Annotated in this window: 4 protein-coding genes; all 4 read right to left on the bottom strand. The window is 43.0% G+C overall.

Annotated features, from left to right (window positions below; all coding sequences use genetic code 11):
- Positions 1-3,304 (bottom strand): hypothetical protein (locus QNM16_RS10225; RefSeq protein WP_417709691.1); only part of this gene is annotated, 3,304 nt, incomplete at its 3' end.
- A 31-nt stretch (positions 3,305-3,335) separates the two neighbouring features.
- Positions 3,336-3,644 carry a hypothetical protein gene (locus QNM16_RS10220; RefSeq protein ID WP_284020383.1) on the bottom strand — a complete coding sequence of 103 codons (309 nt, stop codon included), beginning with the start codon at positions 3,642-3,644 and terminating at the stop codon, positions 3,336-3,338.
- Between the two features lie 65 nt (positions 3,645-3,709).
- Positions 3,710-5,392, bottom strand: a complete 1,683-nt coding sequence (locus QNM16_RS10215) for an O-antigen ligase family protein (protein WP_284020382.1) — start codon at positions 5,390-5,392, stop codon at positions 3,710-3,712.
- A 477-nt stretch (positions 5,393-5,869) separates the two neighbouring features.
- Positions 5,870-14,110 carry an Ig-like domain-containing protein gene (locus QNM16_RS10210; protein ID WP_284020381.1) on the bottom strand — a complete coding sequence of 2,747 codons (8,241 nt, stop codon included), beginning with the start codon at positions 14,108-14,110 and terminating at the stop codon, positions 5,870-5,872.
- Positions 14,111-14,147: the final 37 nt, after the last annotated feature.

Below are 14,147 nucleotides of genomic sequence, written 5' to 3'. Positions count from 1 at the left end.
CAGTGTCCATAGTTGTCTTATCAGCTTTAGCTGACAACGCAGTATTTACCGCTGCTTGGTCTGCTTTACTTGCTAAAGCAGTGTCCACAGTTGTCTTATCAGCTTTAGCTGATAACGCAGTATTTACCGCTGCTTGGTCTGCTTTAAGGGTCAGTGCTGTATCAAATACAGATTTATCCACTTTAGTTTCCAGCAAACCAGTCACAGTAATCGTGTCGGCCTTCAACTCTAAACCAGAGTTAAACTCGGCTTTGGAAACATAAACTGTCATATCAGGTAAATCTGATTTCAACGCAAATTGCGATTCATCGTAACTTGCCCCTTTTGCAAGTAACTGCCACGGCTGCTGCAAATTACCTTGCGGATCTGTTGGTGGTACAGCTACTGTGCTTTGTGTTGCAATATAAGCGCTGCCCATATAAGTAATAACATCGCCAGCGTTGAATTCAGTAACTAAATTATAGCCTTGTGCAATAAACTTAATGCCTGTATCGCCTCTAGATGCAAATAACGCCCATTGTGCAGTCGCGTCTTTAGGTGAAAGATTTGCTTGCTCACTTGCCGGGATAGCTACTTTTGCAATGTATGCACTACCTTCAAACGTTACAACATCATCTAGTGCATAAGCTGATACAGAAGACCAAGCACCCACAACTTGTAAACCTTTGTCACCCTTCTCACCAGGCTCACCTTTTTCACCAGGCTCACCTTTTTCGCCAGGCTCCCCTTTTGCACCATCCTTACCGTCAGCACCATCTTTACCATTAATGCCATTAATACCATTTAGGCCAGGCTCACCTTTTTCACCAGGGTCACCTTTCGCACCAGGCTCACCTTTAGCTCCCGGCTCGCCTTTCTCACCTTTCTCGCCATCTAAACCGTCTTTGCCAGCAAGACCAGAGCCAACGCCGTTAAATAGTAATAGCCAACTATCATTTGTATTTGAAGGTGGTAAGTTCGGCTCATCTCCTTCAACAACTGCTGCTATCGCTATACGAGCAACATAAGCATTATTTTCATGAACAACAACATCATCTACAACATAAGCATCTGATGCACTCCAATTGCCTTTAATTGATAGCCCGCGATCACCTTTTTCGCCCTTATCACCCTGAATACCTTGGATGCCCTGCTCGCCTTTTTCACCTTGGACGCCTTGCTCGCCTTTTTCACCCGGGATACCTTGTATACCCTGAGCACCAGGATCGCCTTTCTCACCTTTCAAGCCCTGTATACCTTGATCACCTTTTTCACCCGGGATACCTTGAATACCCTGAATGCCAGGGTCGCCTTTCTCACCTTTTTCACCAGGTAAGCCTTGGTCACCTTTTTCACCTTGGATACCTTGTGCACCAGGGAGACCTTGGATACCTTGAATTCCTTGATCACCTTTGTCACCTTTAGCACCAGGTGCTCCTGGCTCACCAGGAAGGCCTTGGATACCTCGCTCACCTTGAGCGCCATCTAAGCCATCTTTACCAGCTAAGCCGGAACCAACGCCATTAAATAACAGCAACCAACTATCATTGGTGTTTGATGGAGGTAAGTTTGGATCACTCCCTTCGGCAACAGCAAGTACCGCTATTCGTGCAACATAAGCATTATTGTCATGTACAACAATATCATCTACATTGTATGCATCTGTGGCGCTCCAATTGCCCTTGATAACAAGGCCACGGTCACCCTTGTCACCCTTGTCACCCTTGTCACCCTTGTCACCTTTTTCACCCTGAATACCTTGAATACCTTGGATACCTTGCTCGCCTTTTTCACCCTGGATACCTTGTATACCTTGAATACCCTGGATACCTTGTAAACCGGTATCACCCTTGTCACCTTTCAGGCCTGGCAGACCTTGATCACCTTTTTCACCTTGGATACCTTGTGCACCTACGTCGCCCTTGTCTCCCTTATCACCTTTTTGACCTTGCAGGCCTTGGTCACCTTTTTCACCAGGAATACCTTGAACACCCGGTTCACCTTGTAGACCGCGTTCACCCTGAAGGCCTTGCTCTCCTTTCGCTATCAGCAAAGTCCATGCGCCAGGTGCAGCGATAGGAGCCAAATTAACATCACCTTCAACAATCGGGGCTGCAATCTCAATCACAGAGATATACGCGTTGCCTTCAAAAGAAACTACATCGTCAACGGCATACGCTAGGCTACCATTCCACTCACCTCTAACTTTTAAGCCGCGTTCGCCCTTTTCACCTTGGATACCTTGCTCACCCTGAACACCTTGCTCACCTTGCTCGCCTTGAATCCCCTGTTCACCCTTTTCCCCAGGGATACCTTGTTCACCTTGGGCACCAGGAATACCTTGAATACCTTGCTCACCCTTTTCGCCTTTTTCACCTGTAGTACCGGGAAGGCCTTGTTCGCCAGGGATACCTCGCTCACCTGGCAAGCCTTGAATACCTTGCTCACCTTGTGTGCCTTGTTCACCTTTAGCAACTAATAAAGTCCACACATCAGGTGCTGATACAGGGTCTAGATTCACCTGCTCTTCTTCTGGGGCATTGATAGCAGCCACAGCGATGTAAATACTCCCTCCAAAAGACACAACATCATCCACTGCGTAAGCATCAACATCACTCCATTGACCTCTTACTTGAAGACCTTTCTCACCTTTTTCACCTTTTTCACCTTGGGCTCCTGTATCACCTTTTTCACCTTGAGCGCCCGTGTCGCCTTTTTCACCTTGGGCACCCGTGTCGCCTTTTTCACCCGGAACACCTTGAGCACCAGGAGCACCTTGAGCACCTGTTTCACCTTTCTCACCTTGAGCACCTGGTTGACCATCTTGGCCATCAATACCATCGAGGCCATCTTCACCGCGCAGCCCTGTTGTATCACCTAACCATCGACCATTTTCATCGATTACTACATTTCCGCCGACAGACACCGTCGTTGCGTCTACTTCACCTTCGACTTTACTGGCCACATCCGCATGATATGCACTTGGTGCTGTGTCAATATTCAGCCTAGGTGACATTTCTGTATCAGTACCTACTGTAATACCAAGCTCAAGATTTCTATTTTTAAAAATAGTTGGATCAATATCATTGTTCTCACCTAAAACAATCGCATATGCACCATCAACAATCTCGACATCTCTTGTCGACTCCCACAGCACCTGGTCGTCTGAATAGAGCTTAAACGTCATTGAAACCGTTCCATTCACGGCTTCTTGAGTATTTGAATTAGTTAAAGTGCCTTGATGGTTCAATTGCGCGGCAATTGCAGGTGTAGATATCGCACTCACAGCAGCAAGAGCAACGGCTATAGCATTTTTAGTAAACATATATTCCCTTTTTATATATTCTTAATTTTAATTAATTAGCAGCAGCATTAGTTAGACTGAAATTTTCAGAACTTGCTTTTTTGGTGATAATAGAAACCGATGCAGACAAATCATGTGCGCCAGAAGTGGTCTTTTGTACTCGTCCACCACCCAGCTTTGACCTTTTAACCGTATGTTCAGCTTCATTTTTACCTTGATCAGGTTTTGGTTCCGGCTTTGGCTCTGTAATTGGCGTACTTCCAGAATCATTAGAAACTTGCTCACTACCACCACCACAGCCTGAGATACTGATACAAGCAAATAAAGACAAGATAAGACAACGTAATGTATATTTTTCCATTTTTTTCCTTATTAAATATCGTTCATCAATGAACACGTTTTAAAATGACAGGTAAATTCTTTGGTTTATATTCTCGTTTCAATTCGAGAATTAACTAACATAGCTCTTGGGTGCTTAGGGTATATTTCTAAGGCTCTTAATTTATATTTTTCGGCCTTATCGGCCTCTCCTAACATCTCTGCAACCTCAGCTGCGTTTATCAAAAAATATAAATTATAGGGGTATACCTCAATTGCTCGCTCTAAACTTCGCAAACCACTTGCTTTGTCATTCTCTTTCAGCATGTAAATATGAGAAAGCCACTTTGCCGCAAAGTGGTTATACGGATTTTTTTCAAAAGCAGATTTAACTTTCTCAGCATCCCCTGAGGAATAACCAATATATGCAACATTATCGGACGCTATTTTTGAGTAAGATAGGTACCCCAAAACTACAATCATAGGTATAAAAATATATCGGTAGTTAATTTCAAAAAGGTTAAAATAAGAACAGCAAATTTGACTTCTAGCAAGTACCAAAGAAAACAATAAAATAGAAAAAAATAAACTCACCGGAGTCAAAAAAACAGAGCTAAACATGGAATGGAAATACAAGGAGAACACAGCTATAAATAGCCATGCATCTACAGAGTCACCTTTTAAAAAATTAAGTAACGCTTGTAGAAAGACAAATCCAAAAACAATTAAAAATAAAGTTCCACCGATGAAACCCAGTTCACTGTAAAACTTTAATAAAATGTTATAAGGCGACTTTAATACTCTTAATTCAGAAATATAAGGAGATGCACTTTCGGTACCTGCTTTCGCATACTTCTGATGAATATACTCAAAGTTTCCTGCGCCAACTCCTAAGGGGTTGCTTTTTATCATATCGAGAGTATTAAAAAATATGTGCTCCCTTCCTGTATTGAGCTCCATAACTGACTGGACTTGCAACCCTATTCTCCCCCCTCCTGAGGATTCAAAAAAGCTAAAGCTCCCAATAGCCAACAAAAATGTACCTAAAATTGAAAGATGCTTCAAAGGTATTTTTTTCGTTTTTATTAGAATGATTAATAGAACGCACATCTCGCCAATTAATAACCCGAGCATCGTACCACGAGTATTTGACTCGATAAGCAAGTTCATCAATATCACAAAACTTGTGAGACCAATGAATAAGAAGCCTTTTGCTTTGCGATTACTATAAATTGAGAATGCTAGAATAGGTAACCATATATTTAGGACCTGCCCAAAATAATTAACAAAACCTATCGGAGAAAAATTGGCATTAGAATAAGGTATTTCTACCCAATAACGCTGATACAGTAAAACGATACAAAACACTACTGAGCTATAAAGAACACTATCTGTTAATACCTTTAATAGTGTTTCTTTTGAAAACTCAGACGTCATTATAAAAGCGGCAAGCGAAAACGCTGCAAATCTACATGTAAATAATATCGCCTCAAACTTGTTCGGAGACCAAAATACAGACACGAACATACAAGTTGTAATAAGAAAGGTTATTAAGCCAATCACCCCCAGCTTTTTTGATGTCAAAAATAAAGTTGCATAAAAAAATAGAAACAGACAAAAAACATCAAACACAGCCCATTTAGGTGAGTTATATTGGTAATAAAAGTTCTCAAAACTTACAACCGCTATCACAGCTGAAAAAACAATTATCAGCCATTTAAACGTTGTATCCTTAGAAAAGTCAGGGCGGTAGAAGATATCCATATATTTATATCGAAACTTTAATTCCATTTCAAAGCATCAAACCTGCTCCAGCAGAATGAAAACTTTAGTTTATTAGAGCGAAATTAGACCCAATGCAAGGTAATAAACATTGGAAAACCCCACCATTAAAAAAAGAAAGCGCATACTAGCACATTTGTTTTTAAAAACTAAACAAATTAATCAAATATCACACTATATAAATTTAAAATTAATATATTAATTTTTTAAGAAAAGCTGATTCCATAGGGGTAAGGTATTAATAACCATCCTATTAACAAGGTTTAATCACGATACGTACATCTAAATAATTACAATAATAAAAAGCATTGGGAAGGCAGTCAAAGAACCTATCATTGTAAGTTAAACACACTTACATAAGAAAAATGAGAAGCAAAGTATCGCGTAAATTGAAAACAGAATGTAACGGCTTAAAGTAAAAGAGGGCTGAAAAACATTAGAGGGGACAGGCAGGCCGTACCCTCTGTCTGTAGCTATTACAGAGTGCTAAAACTTTACTCCCATAAGCAGCGATACTTCGTTGATATTATTTTTACTAAGATCAAAATACCGATACTGGACTCCCAATTCGATACGTTTACTTAGTTGATAGCTCAGCTCAGTTCCCATGAAGGCATTTGTTTCTGCTGCCTCATAAGTTTGTAAGAAGCGTTCATCTCGTGTACTAGAAATCTTATACTCCCAGTCGAATACACCAACGAAGACCTCTGCGGTTAATTTTTGCCATTGGAAGAGGTCATAATTTACTTGTAGAGTAAAGCCTTCGGGCAAAACAGGCGCAATACGAGAAACAGCTAAATGAGACTCCGCAGGTAATAAAGCCTCACCTTCAAAGTCAACCCGTCCCTGCCCCAAATCAACATACCCAATCCCAACATGCCAACTTGGAAGTAACTCATAGTAGCTACTCACTGACCATGATTCACTGGTGTTATCAATATTTTTAATTTGTAGGCCAGAGTTGTTATCCACTCGCTCCGCTGCATGCGCTTGTCCAAGCGTACCTTTTAACACCCAACCATCCGCATATGCAGTTGATGGTAAAATGCAACTTAAAGAGACCAGTGCAAAACTTGGTAAAACCGATTTACGTCTACGTACTAATAATGCTGAAAGTATCAAAATAAGCCCCCCTCCTAGGCTGCCTGATGACGTATTTTCAATCGCAACAGCTTTATAGGCTGTAACGGTAATTTTTGCTATTCCCTTGGAAATCGCGCCTTTACTATCTACAACAGTGTATGTAATGGTATCTACTCCTTCAAATCCCGATTTAGGTGTATAAGAAATGGTGCCATCTGCGTTAATACTAGCAGTACCGTTTTGTGCAACTGCATCAATGACTGATAATGTATCTCCATCAGCATCAAAGTCATTTTCTAACACATTTAAAACGATTGAGGCTCGATCGGTAGTCGACGCTTCATCTATTGTCGTGGTTGGAGCTGAATTCACTGTCAAGTTAACCGTGACCTTATTACTCGCCGTTCCGCCTTGTCCATCGGTAATGCTGTATTGAATCGTTGCAATACCGACAAAAGTTTGAGGAGGCGTATAGAGCAATTTATTATCTTCAATCACGACAGTACCAAAATCAACTGAAGCACTTGTAATAGTTAATGTATCACCATCAGCATCTGTATCATTTGCAAGTACGTCTATCTGAATAGCTTGTCCAGAGCCCACAACTTTCTCATCAGCAACGGCAACAGGTAAAGAGTTACCATTATTGACAATTGCAACACCGCCAGGGTCGATGATGCTACCGTTAGCTATGCCATCATCATCATTTGGTCCACCATCGACAATCTGTAGTTTGACACACCAATCACCTTCAGTGAGTCCCTCTTGCCAAACATCACTTCCAGGAGGGGCGCAATATCCTGGCTCTCCCAATGAGGAATAAATTTTATTCTGTTCATCAACGATAAAATCAACCCACTGAGTACCTATTAATTTTCGATATACTGCGTTGATAGGTATTGGGTTACGCTGTGGAATAACAATGCTGTAACTATCACCCGCTTGTGGAAGACCAACAGCGATAAAATCAAATAATCCTCCTATATTAGTAGCGGTATCATCTTGCTGTAATTCTTCAGGCAGAAGTTGTACACCGCCTGTCGAATTCTGTGCAATCGTTACGCCTTTTCGGATACACACACCGGGCTCGCCCTCAATCAAAAATTGAGAAGACTCCAATGCCTGCTCTTGCATAACGTTACAGTCAGTGATCGCGTCTTGAAAATCTGGAATACCATCATTATCGGAATCAGAATGGCCCTCCTCATTATCTGGAATTAAATCACCATCCGTATCTTGGTCCGTAAGAACAACTAACTCAGGAACGACCTCTAGATAGATTTGCGCTGTACTAGCTAGGCTAGGCTCACCATCATCCGTCGCGGTGATTGAAATCCCATAAATACCGGTACTAAGAGCTTGAGCTGAGAAGATAAATTCATTTTCTACTGTACTGATGTTCTGTAACTCATTATCCAGTGCACTCCATTGTAACTGCACACTATCACCAATATTCGGATCACTCACCTGCGCCGATACAGTTACCAATTGCTCACTTGCCGTCACGGTCGTACGTAACTCATTGTTTTGTTTAGCACTGAGAACAATACTAGGCGCAACATTTTCTTCTACAATAGTAATTTGAGTCGTGAATTTAGCGCCTCTATTCAGTGATTCATCAAGTGTGATTATGATGGTTTCGTTACCCTCACTTAGTCCATCTTCGAAAATACTGAAGGTGATCTCGCCTTCAATACCAGAAGCTATCGTAAGCGTGCCGCTGCTAAGTGTATGGTCTGAACTGTTTGCCGTACCTGATACTGTATATGGTATTTGTACTGGATACTCTATGGCCTCACCATTTAAATAGACCCCTAATGCAAAACTTTGACCTTCGGATAATTGTGTATCTTTAGCTAAAGAAACGAGTGGATTTACAAACACATTTTGTGTGGCAAATGTACTCAAACCATTACTGTCTTGAGCTCGCCATGTCGCAAGGTGACGACCAGGAGGGAACAACACATTATTATCCACAAGTGATACGCTGATAACATTGCCATTACTGTCTGCAGCCGTTGCATTACCAAGCTCCACTTTAGTAAATAGGGCCGTTGCATTGACATTAATATCTGCTGGCACGTTAATTGTCGGCGGTATGCCCTGCGCATCATTTCTAACTACTGTCAGTTCTGCAACTGCTCTGCTAATTTCCCCAGCCTCATCTTTAATTACATAGTCGATGATCACCACGCCATTAAACGTATCTTCAGGTGTGTAAACCAGCTCATTACCTTCCACTTGCACACTGCCAACTGACGCTTGAGCACTCAAAAGCGTCAATGAATCCCCCGTATCCACATCGCTATCATTGCTAAGCACTGCTAAGCGGTATGTGCCAGTTGTTTCATCAAAGGTTTCTTCAGAATAGCTATCATCTTGGGCATCCGGTGCATCGTTGACATTATCTATAGTCATTGTCACAGTTGCGACATTGGACTCTAGGCCTGAGGTGTCTTTGACTGTGTAAGTAAAGGTATCATTGCCCACTTCATTGGTATTGGCGGTGTATACAATTCGACCAAGCCCATCAATACTGACTTGCCCTTTTGCAGGAGAGCTCACAATTGTCACACTTGATGGGTCTATTTCATTATTACCATCCACGTCTGTATCATTGCCCAGCACATTCACCGCAAACGCCCCTTCCTCTTCAAGGGCTGCAATATCATCAATGGCCACTGGCGCATCATTCACAGCTTCAATCGTCAGATTAACTGTGGCAGGTAAGGAGCTCAAACCTTCACTGTCGTTTAGCGTATAAGTGAAGCTGAACTGACCATTTTGGTCTTGTGTCGGAGTAATTTGCAATTGACCATCCGTTAAAATAGCCACAGCAGCAAAATCAAACACCCCATTATTTTGTAAAGTAATATTCGCGCCGTTAAACCCTTCGTCTTCAACGTCAGTATCATTTGCTAAGACATTGAGCGTGATTTGTGTATCTTCTTGAGTTGTAACGCTATCATCTGCTGCGATTGGCGCATCATTCACTTCACCAATATTAATTGACACAGTGGCCAACTCAGAAACAGCTCCGTTGCTATCTGCAATTGTATAAGTGAAGCTGTCTGTACCTTCATCGTCTTCAAACGGCGTATACTCAATTGAGCCAGTATCATCATTAGACTCGGCACGGCCTTTTTGTGGTGCAGTGACAACTGCAATATCGCCAGTTGGGATACCATCTTCAATATCCGTTGCAAAGGCCCTGACGTTAATGCTGGTTTGCTCAGCATCTTCGTCGATATTCACTGTGATGTCTTCAACTTGTGGCACATCATTTATCGCCGAAATGGTGATAGACACAGTGGCTTTGTCTGAATTATTGGAATCTTGGTCTGATACAATATAGGTAAATAAATCAGTGCCATTTACATCTTGGTTAGGTGTATAGGTCGCTACCCCATTTTCAATTAATACAGATCCAATAACTGGTTGATCAACGACAACAGCAGAAGAGGCTACAATATCCCCTTCGGGATCCGTGTCATTGCTCAATAGATTTACCGTCACCGGCGTATCTTCATTGGTTTGCGCACTGTCATCCACAGTAACAGGAGGCTCAGACACTGGCGTGATTGCAATACTTGCAGTCACAACCGCAGATTGAGCACCAAAGCTGTCTTGCAGTCGATAAGTAAAGCTATCACTTTGTGTTTCACTGTCGTTATGCGCATAGGTAAAGCTACCATCTGCATTCACACTCAAAGTGCCAAACGTTGGCTGAGTTAAATCAACAATCGACAATACATCATTGCTATCTAAATCATCGTCAAGGGCAAAGTTACCGCTTATTAAGCCTTCAACACTGCTTACACTTAATGTTGCTCCCTCGCTAATGCTATAGCTTGGTGCAATTGCTGTCGGGGCGTCATTGGTATTATTAACAACAATATCAAACGCCGCTAAAGACGCGCTTATCTGGCCGTCGCTGACAGAAACAATAATGTTGGTGTCAGTACCAACATTGGCGTCCAGCGGTATGCCTGTCATTTCACCAGTTGCAGTATTAAATTCAATCCAAGCTGGTGCATTTTGAATATTAAAGGTTAAGGTATCTCCGTCAATATCCGTTGCGCTTGGCGTAAAGCTATACGCACTGTCTTCATTAATAGAAGTTGAAGGTGTGCCGCTTATCGTTGGTGCGTCATTGGTATTAACAACAGTGATATTAAACGCAGTGAGTGCGGCTGTTTCTGTACCATCTGAAACACTGATCACAATGCCTGTGTATACGCCAACATTTGCATTGACAGGTGTGCCTGATATTGCACCCGTTGTGCTATCGAAGGCCATCCAACTCGGTAAGTTTTCAATGGCGAATATTAAATTGTCGCCATCTTTATCTTCAGCAGTAGGCACAAAACTGTATGCACTGTCTTCATTCACTTGGTTACTTGGACTGCCTGAAATCGTTGGCGCATCATTGATATTATTAACAGTGATATTCACCGTCGCTAATTCTGAGTCTACCTGACCATCGTTCACTTTAAAGGTAAAGCTATCCGCTCCAAAGTAATCTAAGTTACCTGTATAGCTCAACACATTGCCATTGAGTGAGTAGCTACCATTGCTTGGCTCACCAACAAGCAAGTAAGTAAGATTATCGTTATCTATATCTTCTGCACTGAGAGTAATATTTACCAGTGTCTCTTCATCTACGCTAACAGCCTGACCTGTGACCGTAGGTTGGTCATTCACCGCGTTGACTGTCAAAGATACTGTTGCTGCCGCAGAGTCATCAGTACCATCATTTGCTACGAAGGTGAATGTGTCTACCCCATTGAAATTTGATGTCGGTGTATATAACCAAGTTGTATCTGATTGCTGCACCAATGTCCCACTAGACACACCTGTGACAACGCGGTAGCTCAGCGTATCGTTTTCCTGATCAGTCGCACTGAGCGTAACAAGTAAACTGCCATCTTCATCTAAATTCAGGTTTTGAGCCTGCGCAATCGGTGCATCGTTCACAGGGGTCACCGTCATTGTCACGGTGGCTTTATTAGACGTTGCGCCCGCTGCATCTTGAACCGTATACGTAAAAGTATCATCGCCAAAGTAATGCTCGTTCGGGGTATACACGATCCCGCCTTGCGCATTGACAACCGCCTGACCAAATTGAGGCTGGTCAACCACAGTTACACTAGCAAGATTAAAGCTGTCATTTTCATCTACGTCCGTATCATTGCCCAAGACATTCACTTCAAATGAGCCCTCTTCTTGCAAGCTCGCAGTATTATCAACGGCCACTGGCGCGTCATTCACAGGGGTTAGAATAACAGTTACTTGTGCAAGATCAGAGGTTAAACCTTCACTGTCAGTCAAGGTATAGTTAAACGTGAAGGTGCCATTTTGGTTTGCAACAGGCGCAATATTAAGCTGCCCGTCGGCTTGGATAGTCACCATGGCTTTTTCATAGCTACCCGCTCCATTACCTTGATCCTCAAGTGTGATATTTGCCCCATTGAAACCTTGATCTTCTACATCACTGTCGTTTGATAAAATCGATAACAGAGTGCTCACATCCTCATCGGTTGTGGCACTATCAGCAACAGCTACTGGTTTATCGTTTACCGCGCCAATATTCACGGTAATTGTCATCGGTGCTGACATAGCCCCTGCGCTATCTGCTACCGTGTAAGCAAAGCTATCTGAGCCTGTTTGATTCGCAGCAGGTTGATAAACAAACATACCCTGCTGTTGGTCAATAACAACACTACCTTTACTCGGCTGAGTCGATATTGCCAAGTCTCCTGTTGGTATACCATCCTCTATATCCGTAGTCTGCGCACGAACTTGCAGCGGATCTGAATGAGTATCCTCAGATGTATTGATAACTAACTCTTTCGCTACAGGGAGGTCATTATCCGCGGTAATGGTCACCGTCACCGTCGCTGTATTAGAGGTATTTTGCTGCGCATCTTTGACTGTATAGGTGAATGTATCTACACCATTTTCATTGGCATTTGGTGTATAAGTCGCAACGCCATTTAATAAGCTCACACTCCCTTTGCTCGGTGCGGTAACAACCGTCGCAGAAGAGGCCACCATATCTTGCTCAGGATCGCTATCGTTAGCCAATAAATCAATATTACCTGCATTGTCTTCAACCACGGTCAACACATCATTCACCGCTGTTGGCGCATCCGCAACTGGCGTGACATTAATCGTCACCGTATAGGTATCAGATGTCGCGTTTGATGCATCTTTAACCCGATAGGTAAATTGATCAGTATGGTTTTCGCTGCCATCATGCTGATAGGTAAAGCTGCCATCTGTATTCAGTGTCAACTGACCAAATGACGGAGCGGCGACCTGTTCTACAGTTAGTGTATCTCCGATGTCAGTATCGTCATCTGTTGCGGTGCTGAGTAAACCTGCTTGCGCAGTTACGCTCAGCGTGCCAGCCTCTTGCGTGGCAAAATTAAACGCTGTGCCACTTGGCGCATCATTGACATTGGTCACTTCAATATTAAAGCTCGCCAATGACGCTGAATCAGTGCCATCATTCACCGAAATCACAATGCCATTGTACTCGCCTACATCAGCATCTGCTGGCGTGCCAGAAAGTACACCTGTCGTCGTGCTAAACGTTAACCAGCTAGGTAAGTTAGTGATGCTGTAGGTGTGTGTATCTTGCTCATCTGGGTCAACTAAAGTGGGTGTAAAACTATAAGCTTGGTCTTGCGCAATCGACGTTGTAGGCTGGCCAGATAGGGTCGGCGCCACGTTATACTTTTTAGTAACAGTGTCTGAAATCGGATCTGCGCTATTTCCAGCTACATCTGTTACAGTCACCGATACCGTCAAAATACCTTCAGCTAGATTACTCACATCAATCGCGGATACTTGCGCGGTAGCAGCTGTAATATTGCCATTACCAGCCACCGAAGCATTATTTGTATCTGTGATGCTGTATGTAAATGTACCTGAACTCTCCAGACCAGTTAAACTAAAACTCAGAGCCGACTCATTATCTCTATTAATAAGTGCTTGGTCTATATTTACGGCTTGCCCTGTCGGCGTACTGGTATCGACACTTAAGGTGATTTGCTGCGCCGCTGTATTTGGGTTGCCAGCACTGTCGGTAAACTTGTCAGCAAGAATATCAAGCGTAGCGTCCGCTTCTGAATTTTCACTCGGCGTGAACACCACGCTATATTGTGTTCCTGAAGTGGCAGTGAAGTTGCTTAAAGTCCCTCCTGAAACGCTCACATCATCTACTGTGAAATTATCACTCGACTCACTCAACACAATAGTAACCGTCGAAGTTTCACCAACCTTAAGTGCCGTATCTGATGCACTGAATGTTGTCACTGATGGGCTAGATGTATCTAGTTCACTGGTTGCGGTGACCGCTGTGGCCGCGTTACCTGCGGTATCTGTGAGCGTCACAGACAGCGTAAGCGTACCGTCGTTCAGTGCACTTAAATCTATATTAGAAATGGTTTGGCTTGCAGAAGTCACCGTGCCATTGCCCGTTGCTGACGTGCCACCATTGCTACTCGAAATGGTATAGCTGTAGGTTGCCCCTACTTCTGCACTGCTAAAGCCGAACGAAGCCGCGGTTTTTTCAGTGTTGGAATATAAGGTATCGCCAAGTGACACGCTGTGACCCGTTGGGGCTTTGGTATCCACCGTAATGGGCAACTGCGTCGCTGCGGTGTTGTTATTG

The organism is Pseudoalteromonas umbrosa (assembly GCF_030125375.1).
Lineage (GTDB): Bacteria > Pseudomonadota > Gammaproteobacteria > Enterobacterales > Alteromonadaceae > Pseudoalteromonas > Pseudoalteromonas umbrosa.
Note: the sequence above shows the minus strand (reverse complement) of the source record. Positions and strands in the feature narration are given on the sequence as shown.

Bases quoted from the DNA above. Each gene is read 5' to 3' on its own strand.
- QNM16_RS10220 (WP_284020383.1), bottom strand. From the start codon at position 3,644: ATGGAAAAATATACATTACGTTGTCTTATCTTGTCTTTATTTGCTTGT.
- QNM16_RS10215 (WP_284020382.1), bottom strand. From the start codon at position 5,392: ATGGAATTAAAGTTTCGATATAAATATATGGATATCTTCTACCGCCCT.